A 16,650-nucleotide genomic window follows, 5' to 3' on the forward strand; every position below is an offset into this window, starting at 1 on the left:
CAAACGTCTAATAACAATTTCATTAAAGCGATGTAGCTTTGTTGCGTTCATTGCTTTAATGAAATTGATAAAACTTTGAAACAGGTACATTCGCATTTTTTTTGCGTAATTATGCACTGAAGCGGTGCAGTATACCCAGCGTCAAGCGTTAGGGGAAGTCTGACAAGACAAACCGAGTAATGTATAAGGTAAAACCTGTTAATAAAGGTTTGAGAAGATTACAAATCTTGTTGCTCACTTTTTGAAGTTAACCAGCCCGGCTTTTGGCTTCTATTTAGAGTTGCTAATACCGAGATAGCTTTTTCTATAGTGATACGTTGATCAGCAATGTCTTGATAAACTTGTTGCGCGGTTTTTTTCCGTTTAACAGCAGCGCCAGCATCTAAAAACGACTCTATCACCTGATTAAAGAAACCTCTAAATTTACTTTTTGGTAACTGCTCATCATCTTGGCTACTATCAGTCTTAGCTGCGGCGATTTTTTCTTGAATATATTTAATTTCAGCTTGGCTAAACTCATTTTGTGCATGTTCAGAGTGAGTAATAATTTCCATTGCCTGCTTTAAGTAATCTACTTCAATCGCACTAAACTTAGGTTGTTGAGCAAGCGTCAAGAGCTGTTTCCTAAATTCGGATTGCTTAGTAATAGGGGATTTTAGCGTCTCACAAATTTGATAAATTTTTTGCCATTGTTGCCACATATAAACATAGTTAAGTCCAGCACCTTTGATATTTTGCATTCCAACTATAAGTTGATGTTGATTTTTCATTGCCAGATCTGCGATGTAACTTGTAAGTTGGTCAGGCTTCACATAAGCGTTCTCTATCAACACAATTTTACTAGAGACTATACTGTGCAAGGTCTCTTTTAGAAGCTCAGAATTACTTGCCAAATCATCAATTTCTAACAGTGAATTCGCCATTTGCCAGTTTTCATAACGAGTAATAATTTTCTGCATATGATCAGCATCATTCATCAGTCTTGTATTTAGTACTGCTGTTAAAGTTTCAACTGAGGTGATATCAGAAGTTTGAATTGGTACTTCTAGTGTGTGATTAATTTTCTCTAACCACAACTGTGGGCTGTACAAAACATTTAACTGATTAAGAAATGCTTTTAAGTCTTCGGTATCATTATTTTTTAATAAGGTATTTACGCGTTCATCAATGGCGTTAAGTAGATATGAATTAAAACCATCCACGTTGGTCCCAATCACAACTAAATAATCAAAGCATAAATCTTCGGCTATTATCTGTGCGAATACTTTTGAGCGGGCAATTCGGTCATTTCGGTTGTTGATTAAAGCAATGGTTTGAATATTTGGTTGCTCGTTTAAATCGAATAGTTCCAAACGTTTCCAATTTTCAATAGTCGCAAGCCTTTCATTGGCTGACATGCTATTCACAAATGACTGAGAAATAGCCCCTAAAGGAGCTGAGTTAAAGTGCTGTAATACACCAATATCCGGCACAATGCGCTCAGAGGTTTCTTTATAAACATAGTCTTTTTCTATACCTATGTATTGTGCCATTTTGCATACCAGTGCAATGTTATCTGGATGTTCTTCGTAAGGATATAATGCCCTGATATCAGAGGTTATTTGATATCCATCTCCCCAATGAGTTTGAATTAATGTGGTATTTTTTTCATCAGCCGCATCGCTTAAAATAGGCATCATAGATTGTTCAGCTGTAAAGACTTGTGTGTTACTACCAATAAACGCGGACATTTCTTTGGCGACATCAATACCGGTAGGGCCGAGAATGTCTTCATGGTCTGGATAAGCATTGGTGATGGTGGCAAAATTATCCTGCATCCAGCGGCGTAAAATTCTTACGTATCTCGGGGTTAAGCCCATACATTCCCATAGAAAAACATCGGCTTTGGTTTTTCTTGCAAAATCGAGTACATCGCTTTGTTCCCAAATACTGGCTTTATCAAAAGGTCTAAATAGTGGCACTTCATATTGTTCGCCAGTACTCTTTCCGTAAATCATCATCGCCTCACAACCTGTGGTTTTGGCAATTACTCTCAAGTCTAAACTGCTAAACAAAGCAGACTTTAAACGTTCAGTTCCTGACTTACCTCGTGTTCCCCAACCCCCGATACTCACTGGGATGGCTTTGCGGTTACGCTTTATCTTTTTGCTAACATGGATATGTCGGCCCCAAAAATATGCCATAAAGCCTGTAACAAAAAAGATCAGTTGAGAGATTGAATTTTGATAAATGGAGTAAATATATTCTTTAAAGCTAAACCAGATATTAAGCAAAATAGGTGTAAATGCGCTCTTACTAAATAGCTTTGCAATACTTTGCTCTACAGGGAATGAAGACCCAAGCACATCGCCGTAGGCTTTAAATTGCATTTCAAAACCAAGTTCTCTTAATGTTGAAATGAATTTCTTTTGCTCTAACTCACTGCCTTTTCTTAAGCTATCAAGTTGCTCAAAATGAATTGATATATGCCAATATGCTTTGATGCGCTTAATGAGTGTCGTAGGACGGTGTATTTCTAGTATACCGTCTGGAGTGTAACTAAAGGCAGGTTCTGTGGTTTTATCATGGCTGAGCACAGACAGTAAATAATCTAATAAGGGTAAATGCGGCCTTGCTGTATGCTCACTCAAGTTAAAGAGAGCTTCACCAGGTACATTGGTTTCGCTAATCTCTGCGACACTACAGCTGGCAACATGCAATTCGGCTGATGGCTTTTTAGTGCGAGTATGGTTAAAGCTCTGACGTTTATCTGTACTAGGGTTAAAAAACTCATGCCACATTCGCCAAAAACGTCTACCCCGTTTATAGCCAGTGATAATATGCCAGTTATTTTTAACCACTCGTCCACTGAAAGCTTCTGCATGTTGGGCTTTAAAGCTCAGTACTCTGCCAAGCGTATGTTGGTCAACCCCAGTAGAGAGAGAGATTTTTTGTTTGTCAGAAAGTTGTTCATCGATATTGGCGAGGAGAGTTTGCTGACTAAAGCTTACTAATTGCTCTCTAGCTCTTGTGATATGTCTTTTTAAAGCAATATGGGACTCATTCTCGAGCGCTAGGTTCAGTGCTGAAATAAACTTTTGAAAAATCAGTTCAGGTTGATCCGTCTGAAGTTGTAAGTTGAGCATCACACGGGCGCTGTTTTCGATATTGAGCCGTTTTACTTCAAATGGCAGTGGCTTTTGTAATACTTGTTGCCAAAGCTGAAAGATAAAGTCAAATTCTGCATATCGCTGCTGCGTAAATTGTTTTACTAAAGTAAACAGCACAGCGCCATTTGTTTCTTCGTCTAGACGTTTGGTGATCAGCGCTTTTGCCTGACCAAATTCAATCGTATTTAATTGCTCAATTAAAGCCTGTCTAACACGAGGGTATGGATGTTCACTGAGACTGTTGAGAAGGTCAACCTCTTTACTGGTAAGCTGAGATTGTTTAGCAATAATTCGAGGTAATGCGACAAGTACGAATAGGCTGTCATTGTTTTTCGGCTTGTCAGGGAAGTCTATAACAGTCTCTTGTATTAGTGCCCAAATATGTGCTCTGATAAAAGTAGGTCGCTGGACATATAAAATTTCTAAGATATCTATCACAGCTTGGTAGGGTGTACTCGGCTCTTCTAGTAATTCAATTAATTCAGCCGCCAGCTCTTCGTTTAACTTAGGATCTGCATGGCACTGATGAATTACCGCAACCTGATTAACTAAAGCACGAATAAGACTGTGTTTAATATGCACGCTGTGATTGTTTTTTAGCATTTGCATGAAAAAAGGCTCTAAATCGAGTTTTTTCCAGTTATCTAATATCTCAGTTTCGTTGGCGCGTAAGTGTGCTGTGGTTAATGCTCCAAGCTTGCTTATTAGAAATTTTAGGGTTTGTTCTGTATCGGCAACTTGTCTTTGATAACGGTCGATAACTGCACCATCATCAAACCAGCGTGATAAAGCTTGTTTATCTTCTTTCAATTGGTTTTCAGATGCGCCAAGTTCTCGTGCATAGCTCAAAATGTGCAGCTCTTTTTCAGCGCGGATATCAGCTTTGGCTAAGCGCTGAACAAATAACTGATAAGACGCATCTAATTTTTGCGTTTGTGAATTAAGCTGTTCAATTTTGTGCCTTAAAAATGCAATAGACTGCAATTGAAGCCATGCTTGAACAGATTCATTTTCGGGAATGTTTCGGATAAGTGGCCATTGCAAAAGCTCATTGATGAGGTTTTGATATTTGTGACGGTAGAGCTTGAGCCAAAACTCTTCGATATTGGCGAATAGTATCAACTCAAGGTGCTGTTTTAATTCATTGTTGGTCATAAATATCTTGTTCTAAAAAATGCGTCAATTGGAGTGATTCAAATAGAATTTCATCATGAGCAAAGGGCCCAAATCCCGTGTTTTGTAGGTTACCTAGACTGATCTCTAGACGCAGGGAGTGGTCTTTTCTAAACCAATCTTGTGTCCAACTCAGCTTAATCCAACCGGCAGTGTTTTGTGAAAAATCAAACAGGGTTTGCCAACTTGCTTGGGTTAAATATTGCCATGTATTGTTGGGTCTATGTTGATCAGCAAATTTATACTGTGATGCAGCTGCGAAGCTGAAAATATGTCCTTGATAGAATTGTTGCAGCTCAATATTAAACCCTAAATTGTCAAAAGACGTCCAATCTTCATTTGAGGTTGTGGAGAAACCGGCTGATATTTGGTTGTCTACCCAAGGTTGGTAGCGATATTGATAAGCTGCACGCCAACCATGCATATGATCTTCTCGATAAAAGCTGAACATTGATGGGCTCATTTTTCTATCGTCAATATACTCATCGGCAGTGATGCTGGTGTAATAGTAAAAAGGTTGCCACCACCATTGATGGCGGTGAATATTATCGTCACGCCAAATTTCACCTATTTTAAAGCTGATGTTTGAACTCAAGTGACTTTCACTAATTTGCGTATCATTTTGCCAGCGATTATTAATTCTTGCTTCACTAAACCAATGACTGTCTTCTGCAAGCCAGTTGTGTTGTGCATTGATAGAGAAGGTCTCGTAGTTTTGATTATCGAGAGTGAATAATGATTCGAGCAAGTACCAATGTTGCTCATCTTTATTTCTGAGTCTTAAACCAAAATCGGTGAAGTGACGGGCAGATTGACTTTGCTCACTCTCAAAAATCCCGGCTCGATTATATCTAATTAGACCTTCTATGTGAGTGAGGTTTTCATCGGTCGATAAAACTTCTTCATAAAACGGTTTTTTCGATGGGATGGAGAAGTAAGATGGCTTTTCAACAACCAAAGACTCGATAGTAGGAGCAAAGCTTGTTTTAGCTTTATTTGGGTCAAGCTGCCATTTAAAGACTCTTGCTAGTTGAGCCTTCTGAGCTTGTACATTGATCTTTCCAGCTGGGTAAAAGCCAATATCTTCTTCCCTAACTTGACCTGTCAATCGTTCAATTTTTATTAAGTTATCAGAGTTTAATTTTGCACTGATCTGTTTTTTGGCCTCAGCAAAATAAAATAACTGACGGGTATCAATATTAGCATCTTGCCAACGACCTTGTTGGTACGTTTGAATTTTGACGCTGACAAGCTGAGAAACAAACGGGTTTATCCAGCGGAGTGAGATATGACCACTTTCAAGCTCTGTGTCTGTTAATGCCATTTCACTATTATGAGCATTTTCTACAGTCCACAACACACTACCTTCGCTTGTGGTTACAATTATATTTGCATAATTAGTTTTCATTAATTCAGCGGCAGCAAAATCAAAAATGAGTTTTACTTTACTGCCTGACAGCTCTGCCAAATCTAAAGTCAGAGTATGGTTAGGGCGAATTAATAGACCCTCTAAGTGATTCTTTTGGCTAGTATGTCGGCTTATCTGTTCGGCAAAGCTGCGACGTGTTATGACATTCATATCAACAAGTTGAGTACCAGAATAATTGAGGTACTGTTCAATAGGTTGCCATGTTCCGTAATGCTCAATGCGATTCTTTAGCGAACTTAAACGTACAGATAATTTGGTATTTTCTAACTTAGCGAACAATAGATTAAATTCGTAGTTGCTCAATGTACCATTGCTCAACCGATATAATGCATTTGTAAGCAAAGTTTTGATATCTATATTTGGCTTGTGGATCAAGTCTACAAATGTTTGATCCAAAGAAAATAAAACTGCGTCAGAATTAAGATACTCAGTGTAAGCAAGATTTTCTGGTAACACCCGCAGGCTAATATACTGTAATTGCTTACTACTGAGTGTAAGGTGCTCACCCTTTTTTAGGTTAATTACGGCTTCGCTAGCTACTGAAAGCTTAGACTCATTTTCCTGTACTTGAGTAGTAGACGCAACATCGGCATAGACAGGGATAATTGATTGCGTTGATTTAGTATCTATATGTAACCAATGTTGTTGCTGTGTTCCATCATGTATGTAAGGTGTTCTCACTCTTAACTGCAATGTTAAATCTTGTTCTGCATAAAGTTGGAGTGGCAAAGTATCAGACAATACATAAGCACTGTAATCAGTTGTGTCACCTTGTAAGCTAACGACGCCATAATGTTTGATATCGAATGACGTTGTGAACGGATCATCTAGAGTAACTAGTTTTTCGATGCGATTTTGTATCCAACTTTGTTTCGCTGCCTCAGAATGATTATGGTTATCATGTTGTGACCACATTGCTTGTAGGTTTTTTTGTTGTGAAATCAATAATTGGCTTGTTAAGCGCTCACATTGCGCTAACACAGCATATTTATAAGCACATAAACCCTGAAGTTTATAAACTTGTCTTGCTTGCAAATATCGCTCAAATAAAGTCTGGGCAGCATAATCACTCAGTAATGGTTGTTGCGATTGCAACAGACTTTCTAAATAGGCATTGGCTGTAGAAGCTCTATCTAACTGAGTTAATAGATCAATACGCATTCGCCATGCATCAAGTGCAATACTAGCGACATCGCTGTTAACTAAGTCTTTTAGTAAAGGCAGCGCTTTACTTGGCTCAGACAATGCCAAATTCATTGCTTTTGAGATTAATTGATGCTCATTTTGTTGCCCTCTTTTATTTGTGATACCGAGAGGAAGCGGCAAACTATTGATATAAGCTTGTTCTAATAGTGTATTTTGCTGGTTGAGAAGCCCTGATAGCGTTTGGCTTTTAGTATTTAATGTTCCTTGCATTAAATACAGTAGAGGGTTGTTCGGTAAAGTTAATAAGTCATCGACTTCAACAGCAATGTTAATTGGCTCTTCATCAGCACTAAATAGTTTCAAAGTATGTGCTTGCAAGCTCACAGGCAATACAATTCGACTGAACTCTTGATTCGGAGAAAATTGAATAATATGCCTTTGATTGTCAAATTCTGCGACTAAATGACCTTTGTGTTCGGCTTGAATGTAAAGGAATAATGCGTTTCGGATCCTTTGGAATTGACTCACATCAAAACTCAGCGTGTCTTTAAGCTGGTGGCTGGTTAATACTTTTTGCTGTGATACTGTATATAGTTGCCCACCTGCTGCACGTACTCCCGACAACGCCTTTTGTTTAGTCATTTCACTGTTAATGGGTAAACCACGATTGCTGACTTGTGCACTTCTTCGGGTAGAAACGGTACTCACAAGATCTTGGTAACGACGTTGTTCAAGTAATGAAGCCTCTGCACTTGAAAAATGACTTATCAAAGATAAGTCTTGCTGAGAGTAAATTTTTGTGAAGGCTTCGTCTAAATTTGCTGTCCAGTAGGGGTTAAGCAACGCTTCAGGCTGTTTGTCTAGTGCATCAAGGTCATAAATGCCGCGGTGCATTTGTTCTAGCTTTATTAGTGCTTGACCAAGTGGGGTGATTTTCAAATAGCTCCCTTTAGGCACTGCGAAATAGTCTGTATTTACAGTACTTACCTTGTGCTGCTGATATTCAGGTGCATGGGTATTTGATACGTTAATTAAGCTAACAGGTTGGCCATTTACTTCAATCAGTACTTGGTTATCTTGCTTAAGGTTAGACATCCATTTTCTTACTGAAAGTTTAAGCTTCTTTGCTTCTGCAAAATATAAACTTATGCCTTGTTGTTGTTCTAATGAGTAATAGAACTCGTGTTCTTGTGCAAGGCTTAGCTTTGTCGCTTTTAGAGGCAGTTTTAATGCGCGACGAAATGGGTCACGGTGAAAGTGGAAATGGCCTAGTTTGATATCTAAATCTATCCAATCTTCATTATGATTTTCAAACTTTAAGATTTGATTGAACTGAGAAGCAGCCAGTTGGCAGCGGTATTGTTTGCAAATTAGTTCATTTGGATGAAGTTTTCGCATTGCGTTTTGAGTCTGACCAACCCAAATAGTGGTTTTACTGAATATATCATCGGGCATGTCTAACCAACTTGAAGCTGGTACATAAGCAATTTTAGACTGGCCTTTATTAATACTGATAAGGCTTTTAGCCTGACCAAGTGATAAATCAGAATTTACCCAGGCAGGTGCAGTTTGCAGCGGAGCAGGCGCTGCAAATAACTGACAAGTAAATAGAATACTGATTAAAATTAGATAACTTGGTTTATACATTCAGAAAATTGACTCATTGTATGTTGTTCTTTTATTAAGCGTTCTCGCATCGGTTTACTTATTTCTATATGAATAAATGAAAACGGCTTTATCTCAAGTGTGTGTAGTATGTTTTTGGTACCTCCAAGCTCGCGAATTAGCTCAGGGTAAAAATAACTATTTCTTGATATTTTACTTAAGCATAGAGTTAACTGCTGCTTAATGACATTTCCTTTTTTACCTTGGCTGATAATAAAGTCAGCTTGTTTTCCTTCATCACTTCTTCGTTTACTTTGATTAAAGCCATGAAGTTGAATGATTTTCGCGTCTTTATGAAGAGCTTGAAAAGCTAAAATCGCACTATTATGTAAAGTATCACGGCGCTTTGAGTAATCCATCGATTGTTTGTCTAAGCTATCGCTATGTCGGTGATGTGTATTACTCAGCATGAGTTGACAGTGTGAGTTAAACACTTGTTGACCAATCTTATAAGTATGGGTATCAAAAAATCGGTGCGGAATTGAAATCACACATGCTTTGGCATTATAGCGATAAACTAGATCACCCCCCCCAAAGACATTTGAAGCTGCTTGTAAATAATGCAGATTTTCTTTGAGTGTATATTGCCAATAACTTAAATTCGATTTATCGGCGGATTGAAACCAAACAGATAGATCTTTAGTCAGTTTTTCAAGTTCTGACACTGGTTTTGCACAAGCAAAAGTAAAACTGCAGCTCAACAGCATAGCAAAAACGAGTTTAATTGCTTTCATATTGCCTCCATTGTGCCTCAGTAGGTGCTTGTGTTAATTCATCAAGCACGCTGATCCAAATATCTTGCTCAGCGGTTACTGTTATACTTTGAAGCGCTTTGAGATCATTATTTATTGTTAATGTAACACTATTATAAGCTTTCACTTCTTCGATAGCAGGGTGAAGTGCAAAGACGTCAGTCATATTTGCTGGCATTAGCGCAAAACGTTTATTTTCTATTGTGTATTCTGGGCTTAACCTATCATTTAATTTGCCATTAATACGCGTGTTTAACACTACGTAGTCATTAAAGTGCTTGGTTTTAAATACCTTGATTACGATTGATTCAGGTTTATTTTCATAATTCAAAGTTAATGGTTTGCCGGCTTTAAGCAAGTAGCCTCGCTGTTTTTGCCAAGGACGATCAGGGCCTTCATTAACAAATAACGTTTGTTTTCTTGCACTTAATGAGAGCAGCTGCGACTCAGTTAAGTTTTCCAAAGAACGTTCTTTATAAAATGGGCGTGTTTTACTTAGCTCAATCACGCGTTTATCTCTAAGGTGATTGTTGTTTTTAGCTTGGATCAGGTGTTGGAAAGATTTTGCTTCGCTAAATTGATGTTCAGTTGGTGCCGTCTCTGGGAACAACTTTTTAAAATATTTATCTGGGCTATTCACTAAAAACGTATTAGATAAAGGCAGGCTAAGTGTTAAATCTCGACTGATATAAGTAGTCGACATTTCTTCATTACTTGGCAACTCCGGTGGTGTCTCAAATAAACGTACATTGGTGATTAGCTTCTGTTCGGTAAAAGTATAATCATTCTGTGCTTTTTGAGAGAACCAAGCGCCTATTGCAATAAAGTCACTCAGCTCTGGTTTACAGATTTGTTCGCATATTTCGCTTTGATAGTGGAAAGATGACTGTCTGGCTTGCAGTTTCGCAAGTACAATTTGGCGTGAGGCAATTTTTATTCGATTAACATTGCGAGGTAAACGCGTAAAGAACTGTTCAGATTCAAATACGCTCTGACGTATGGTTGTTTCATCTATGATGCGATCAAAATCGCTTTTAATTCCTTGTAAAAATACACGATACTTTTCGATTTCCTCGTCATCATTATAGAGCGTGATTTCTACTGGCGTGCCTTTTTCACCTCTGAATTCAAAATTGATGTCACTTCCTTTAGCAACGTGATACTCAGCACTATTTTGTTCGTTTATATTATAAAAATAGCTATGCAAAGCGCTGAATTGAGCATCATCTTCAGCAAACCATCTTGTTAGCATTGGGGCAGAAGATTGCACCACAATAAGACCGGGTTCAACATTCGGTATAGTAAAAGTGTTAGCTAATTCTGTCGCGATCAAATTTAGTTGAATAGGTGCCTTGAGTTGTTTTATGTCGTACCAAGTGGCGAAGAGAGTTGTATTGCTTTGCTCTTTGAATACGTATAAGTCCTGAGTCAAATAGTTCCTAAATGATGCACTTAATTGTTCATCTGTATAGAAACTATCAAGGTTTAATTGCTCCGCACTAAAATCATAACTTAATACATAATAGGGCAGAGTTTCATATAGCGTATCACCAGTAAAGTCGATACCAGGTATTCCCTGTGGCGCTAGCTTTTGCCATTCGAACGTAACGGCATTTAATATTTCTTGGCTCGATAAGGCGTTGTTTCCTATGGTATGGTAATTAGTCATACGTTCACGCCAATCCGTAGATTGTCTTAGCCAAGCTCTGTTGATGTCATTTAAGCTCACAGGTGTTTTAGCATGTAATCGAATAACAACGCCTCTTAGTTGCTCATTTTCAGGTATAAGGCGCAAAGAAATGGCGGACGCATTGGTCAATTGTTCATTGCTGATGAAGAAAGACTGTCCAGACGATACAGCCAGGGTATCTCGATTTTCAATAATCTGCTTTACTTGCTTTTGTTCATTATCCAAAGCCAGTTTTGAAGCATGATGATATACATGCGTACTAAGTGGATTAGATTTACCGTCAAGTAAGGTGTATTCAATAGCATAGTGTACAGGCTCTTCGAACTGCTGTTGCTCAGAAAAAATGGCGTTCGATAGTACACGTATTGAATAAGTTCTGTCGGCCGAAAAGTTAAAAGTTAACGCTTTATCTTGTTGCAACCAGTGCACACTTGAACGTGTTTCATCTTCTGAGCGCAGCGCAACCGGCTCGGCAGACGTGACCCAAATGTAACTTCTTATAGCTAACCAAATGATTAGCAAAATTAGACTTAGTCTGAACAGTTGGGTCAGTAGGTACTTAATTAAATACATTAAGCCCTCCCACCATTGTTTGGGTAAACTTATCTAAATCAACGACCTTATTTCGTTTAGGTAAGTAAATAAGTGCAATTTTATCATTTTGTTTAATCAGCAATGCTAGCTCATTTTGTGTCGACAGTTGTGTAGCCTGTAACGAACATTTAGGTTGCTGATCACACAATGACCTTATAAAAGGCAGGTGCTGAGAAGTCGCATAATGCTCAGTTATATCGTTAAATGCCCTCAATTGAGCAGCCTCTAAAGGCTGCCAGTCACCAGGTGAAAGCGCCAAAATATTGGTTTGTTTTAATTTAGGCTGCTGCGATACTGCCAATAGTCTTTGCAGGAGTGCTTCGTTTGAAATAGAGAAGTGTTGCTTAAAATCGGAGGCAAGCCAAAGTGTAGCGAGCTCACTTACCGGCGAAAAGATTTGATAACCTGTCTGTGGAGAAGTGCCTAGCTCAAGGCCTCTAGTTGCAGCCTGACCCAGAACGATTTGGTGTTCAACACCTAATTCTTTAAGTGACACTCTCACTTTATCAAGGCTATATTTATGGCTAGGGTGAGGCTCTGTGTACTGAAATGCCAACGCACTTGGGCGAATATGTGATGGTGCACTATGGCTTCGAACCTGTAGATTTAACATTCCTGATTGCTGGTAATGGCGCAATGCACTTTGATGCACGATATTGAATAAAGTCTTTACATTCGCTGCGGCCATGACATTTGCTTCTTCACTGGCAAATGGGTGTGCCCCTGCTATCAGCAGCATCTTTGCATTAGTTTTTTGATACAGCTGACTGGCAAATTGTATGGTATTACTTTCATACAATGGTCGCGGCACTTGGATATTTAGTGGATTTGTAGGATCTAAATGAATGAAATAAAGACCTTGTCCAAGCTGATAGTACTGTAAGTCATCTAGTGGTGAAACCTTAATATAACGGCCATTTGGCGTATTGAGTAAACTCAATTGATACCCGACCATGCGGGCAATGTTATTAATTTTATTAAATTGGTTTAGTACATCCGTGGTGATTTCTTGCCCTGCCAGTTGATCCGACAAGTTATAAAGGGGTCGTAAAATCTCATACTCCCAAAGTGCAGCCTCATTATCAGTTAAGCTCTGAAATAGCTGACTGCCTTTGGCTGTAATTTTTGGGATGAAAGCGGTTATTTCTTGCTCTAAACTCGTCTCAATTTGCTCGACGGTAGATTGATAAAGCTGCTCGCTCAAGGCTACTTTTGATAACAAAGAGGTATACGCTGATGTATCGATATAAGCTTCTATTAGCCGCCCTGTAAAGTTTGGATTAGGGAGGCTCTGCTTATTCAGCAACCCAAAATTGCTTTGAGTAAAGCCTAATAAATCGGTGAGCATTGATTGATTCACAGTCTCAGGGATACGGTTGAAAATCCAAAATTGTCCAACTGAGCCAAATGGGCCTGTTTCAAGTAGCGCAGTGGTACGCGAATTTACTGAACGAAGTTGGACGATATCTTGGCTTTCTAGCGCATTAATAAAGGCCCAATAGTAATTGCTTTGTTGGCTTGTATTATCGGCACTAAAAGCCGGGGTTGCCTGAGTTCCAAGTACTAGTGCGTCAGCTTTTAAAAGTGTCATTAGAAGTGCTGAAGAGTCTGTAGCCACTCGTTCGGTTGAAGGGTGGGGAACAGTTAACAATAAACCACCGTTCGTTTGTTTAGATAAGACAAATAAACCTCGAATCGCGTATTTTCTTGCGTCTTGAATATAAATATATTCACCATCTAGACGCAATGAAAAGTCTAATTTCTGAAGCAGCTCTGTGGCTTTATTTATATTGTCTAAATTTTGCTTATCACGATTTAAAATGCTGATAGCCGCTCGGAATGTTTGCAAGTTCTGAGTCTCTTGGTATTGGCTTATCTCAACTTTATTTTTTTGGTCGGTATATAGATAGCTTTTATACTCACTCAATTGTTGGCTTAGGTCCTGAATTTCAGTGTAGCCTTGTAAGGATTTTATTTGGTTACTCACAAATAATGAGGGCACAAACATGATAATAAAGCCAATGAAAATAGCGATGAAGCCACCTACCACTGAGGTTTGAAAGGTTGCCCTTATGATCAGTCCCAAAGCATTTTTTTGATAGATTTTTAGAGCTAATAAGGTTGATAACATATAGCCGAAAGCAAATGTATCTGTCACTTTTAACGCAGGATAATAATTTACAATAAAGTAGTTAAGTGCCAGCTTATAGGCAAAGCCAATATTGAAGAAGAATAGCAGTAAACGTGCGCCTTCAAAGTTTGCATTTTTAAGGCGAGTATATTGCAGCAGCAAAGTACCTATTATCAAAATAACAGCTGTTTCAACGAACGAAGTTAACAGTTTACTTGGTTGCATAAGCTGCAAAGCTAATAATGCAGGTAGCATAATACCATTAAACTCCCAACCATATTTCAAATTGGCACGAGAAGCGATAAAAGCTGTGATGACCAGAATGATATAAGCTTTGGGCGCGGCAATAATAGAGGCTGCCACGTCTTCATACATAATTGCGAGGTTGGCAATACTGAAATTAGTCAATGGCATTAATGCGTAACGCACTAATATATATGTAAATATGAGCTGGATAAGTGTGACTTTAACGCCATATCGAAAGCCGCCATTCCACATTACGTTTGCAGTTAGAGCAATGATGACTAGCCCTAAGCTGTATAGTTGCGTTGAGTAATCAAATGTGATGTCCCAACTGCCAAGAATATTGGCGATACTTGGCCAAAAAAGAGTATCCATAACAACACGAACAAGGATACTGATTAAGATGATGGCAAAAAATCTATCTCGACCGAACATTTCGGCATAACCGAAGCGTTCCATTACGGTCTTGGCACTAAGTCGCATTACAAAGTAAACGACAAAAGCCTCTATAATGATAACGGCTGCAGAAGTTGGGCTTACAATGAGCAGTGGGACAAGATATCCTGGAACGACTAATCCGGTTAAAGGAAAGCCAAAGCGTAAATTTAAGAAGCATACGACGGCAATACCGACCCATACAGTTGTAATAACCGACTGGCCTAAACCACTTCCTGTTGGAAATATGCTAAGTACCCAATCCATTAATTAGATGCCTCAGACTCAGCATTATTATGCTTTTCTGTATTGTTGTCAGACAATAAGCCAGTTTTATCGTCATCTTGATGTATTTGGCTCATAAGCTCAGATAAATTGATGAACTCAAACAAAATACCGCCCACTTCAAATGGTTCACCCGCACTGCTTTTTTCTTCTGAAGATTCAATCGTACGTACGTTCAAAACAAACTGTTGTTCGGCTAATTGAACTGGTAAATAGATTTCGCCTTTATGCAGAGTTAAATAACGCAGTTTTCCTTTTGCATTTTCATGATCTAAATCACTGACCTTGCAAAGGAGATCGAGCGCTGTCATCTCAAATATTGGTAGGTGATGTTGTTTGGCAAGTTGCTCAAGGGCATGATTGGTTTGTACTACTTGACCGAATAAGTTAAACAATACAGAAGCTGAGCGGATCTGATTAAAAACATGCTCTAAGGTTGTCAGCTTTTGTTCCATTTCATTAATTGAATGTTTAATTTGTTGGCTTAATGGTTTGGCCAAATTAAGCGTAAGCAAACGTGTGATAGCGTTACTCTCGGCTTTGCCTTGGGTTTCAAAAACGCGATAGTGAAACAATAGTTCGCCCACTTGGTTAGCGAATCTATTTACATTTTTGATAAATGCCGCTTCGTTAAAGCGCTCGTCAGGGGTGATAGTCATTGCCCAAAACCCTCTTATATCACCAGCATACATAAGTGGCACTATATATTGAGCTTCCTTTTCCTCAAGGGCTTTAAAAAAGGGCCTTGTAATCTTTACGGTACCGAAAGCTTTGATTGCATCAGAGTAAGGGGCACGCTCATAGTCTCTTCGCATTTCATGAATATCGGATAGGTGACAATTGATGGCCCTTATCTCATATAAACGGTGATCACCTTCTAAGCGAGCAAGTAAAATACTTTTATCCAGTGCCAATTGCTGATTTATTAATTGAATAATAGAGTCCCACGGCGTGCTTTGATCTGTGAAAGATTTAGGTAAATAGCGACCAGACATTTTTTGGCGAATATTATTTATCAGCCTCTTTAAGTCATCTTCTTCTACCCATTTTGCAGATAAGAAAACCCAAAATAGAGTGATAAAATTAAGTATGACGCCCTCAGCTGCAGGCAGAAATATGTTCATGCCGGTCATGACAAAAAAGCACAGTACTAGCCAAGTCAGTGAAAGAAGAGAGGCAACAATAATACCTAAATTAAAAGACACTTTTTGGTATAACACCAGCAAAAGTATGACACTTGTTAGTTGTATGATGAGTGAAAGATTGTCACTGACTGGTGATATTAATGTCTTTTCAATGAGGTTATGCGCAACATAAGCATGAATATAAATTGAGTTAACTTCATTTACTAATTTAGGAGCGCGAATTGGTAAACCAAAGCTCTGATTCGTTTGTGAGATAAGAATTAATTTGTCAGTTACTTGCCCTGCTAGTAGGTCATTACTCTGTACTCGCTTACTATTAAACTTAGGCAGTGCATGTATATCTAAAGCAAAACTTAGCAATGGAGAATGAGCTAAGTTATTTTCTGGGAAAATTAAAGACCAAAGGCTGTCACAGTTAGCATTTTTTTGATGGTTAATCTGAATAGTGTACCCAAGCCATGCTTTTAGTTCGCTAAGGCACAAATTATTCTCTGGTCTGGGATAAAAGACTCTTTCATCTTCAATATGCGTTAGTTTTGAATCGGAGACAACAATGATTGCTTTCGGGTTATGCTCTAATAATGAATATACCAACTGGTCGTGTTCAAACACCAACGCGTCGGCTTCTATTACTACAACATCACTGTGCTTTTCAGATTGTAGTTGACTGAAATAATTATAAACAGGAGCATTAAGGCGCTGAAGTGCGCCTGACAACTCAGCTAATAATACAAAGGCAATCAAAGTAATGATTAGCCAAAATGTTTTATGCCTTTTAACAAAGAAAAGTTGTTGTTTTATCGACACTAAGCG

General features: G+C 38.5%; 6 protein-coding genes. All 6 read right to left on the reverse strand.

The features are described from left to right. Positions 1-218: 218 nt before the first annotated feature. The 6 genes from PP2015_RS05190 to PP2015_RS05215 are packed head-to-tail and all read right to left on the reverse strand — an operon-like array spanning position 219 to position 16,644. The gene (locus PP2015_RS05190; protein ID WP_058029264.1) at positions 219-4,304 is read right to left on the reverse strand and encodes a hypothetical protein; all 4,086 of its coding nucleotides are present in this window, start codon (positions 4,302-4,304) and stop codon (positions 219-221) included. Next, on the reverse strand, positions 4,291-8,544 hold the full coding sequence (locus PP2015_RS05195; RefSeq protein ID WP_058029265.1) for a hypothetical protein: 4,254 nt from the start codon (positions 8,542-8,544) through the stop codon (positions 4,291-4,293). Before PP2015_RS05195 ends, PP2015_RS05190 begins: the two co-directional genes overlap by 14 nt. Next, positions 8,523-9,296 carry a hypothetical protein gene (locus tag PP2015_RS05200; RefSeq protein WP_058029266.1) on the reverse strand — a complete coding sequence of 258 codons (774 nt, stop codon included), beginning with the start codon at positions 9,294-9,296 and terminating at the stop codon, positions 8,523-8,525. Before PP2015_RS05200 ends, PP2015_RS05195 begins: the two co-directional genes overlap by 22 nt. Then, positions 9,283-11,577 carry an SGNH/GDSL hydrolase family protein gene (locus PP2015_RS05205; protein WP_058029267.1) on the reverse strand — a complete coding sequence of 765 codons (2,295 nt, stop codon included), beginning with the start codon at positions 11,575-11,577 and terminating at the stop codon, positions 9,283-9,285. Before PP2015_RS05205 ends, PP2015_RS05200 begins: the two co-directional genes overlap by 14 nt. After that, complete coding sequence (locus tag PP2015_RS05210) at positions 11,564-14,674, reverse strand: poly-gamma-glutamate biosynthesis protein PgsC/CapC (RefSeq protein ID WP_058029268.1); 3,111 nt, start codon at positions 14,672-14,674, stop codon at positions 11,564-11,566. The genes PP2015_RS05205 and PP2015_RS05210 overlap by 14 nt, the downstream gene beginning before the upstream one ends. Then, complete coding sequence (locus PP2015_RS05215; RefSeq protein ID WP_058029269.1) at positions 14,674-16,644, reverse strand: hypothetical protein; 1,971 nt, start codon at positions 16,642-16,644, stop codon at positions 14,674-14,676. Before PP2015_RS05215 ends, PP2015_RS05210 begins: the two co-directional genes overlap by 1 nt. Positions 16,645-16,650 lie beyond the last annotated feature (6 nt).

The organism is Pseudoalteromonas phenolica, from assembly GCF_001444405.1.
Classification (GTDB): Bacteria; Pseudomonadota; Gammaproteobacteria; order Enterobacterales; family Alteromonadaceae; genus Pseudoalteromonas; species Pseudoalteromonas phenolica.